Annotated in this window: 1 protein-coding gene; it reads left to right on the top strand. The window is 69.7% G+C overall.

The window, feature by feature from the left end; all coding sequences use genetic code 11:
* Positions 1-2 precede the first annotated feature (2 nt).
* On the top strand, positions 3-208 hold a 206-nt coding region (locus OP79_RS49530), incomplete at its 3' end, for an LLM class flavin-dependent oxidoreductase (protein WP_245685772.1).

Genomic DNA, 208 nt, shown 5'->3' with positions numbered 1-208 from the left:
AGATCTGGGCAAGCGTCGAAGAGTACGGGTTCGACCACGGCTGGACTTTCGACCATCTCGGCTGGGACGGGCTGCTCGACGGCCCGTGGTACGGCACGGCGCCGACGCTGACCCTCGCCGCACTGGTCACGTCGCGGCTGGAGATCGGCACGCTGGTGGCCAGCCCGAACTTCCGCCACCCGGTGGCCTTCTCCCGCGACCTGACCGG

The organism is Streptomyces yerevanensis, assembly GCF_000716805.1.
GTDB lineage: Bacteria > Actinomycetota > Actinomycetes > Streptomycetales > Streptomycetaceae > Streptomyces > Streptomyces flaveus.
The sequence above is the reverse complement of the archived record's forward strand: the minus strand, read 5'-3'. Positions and strand labels throughout refer to the sequence as shown.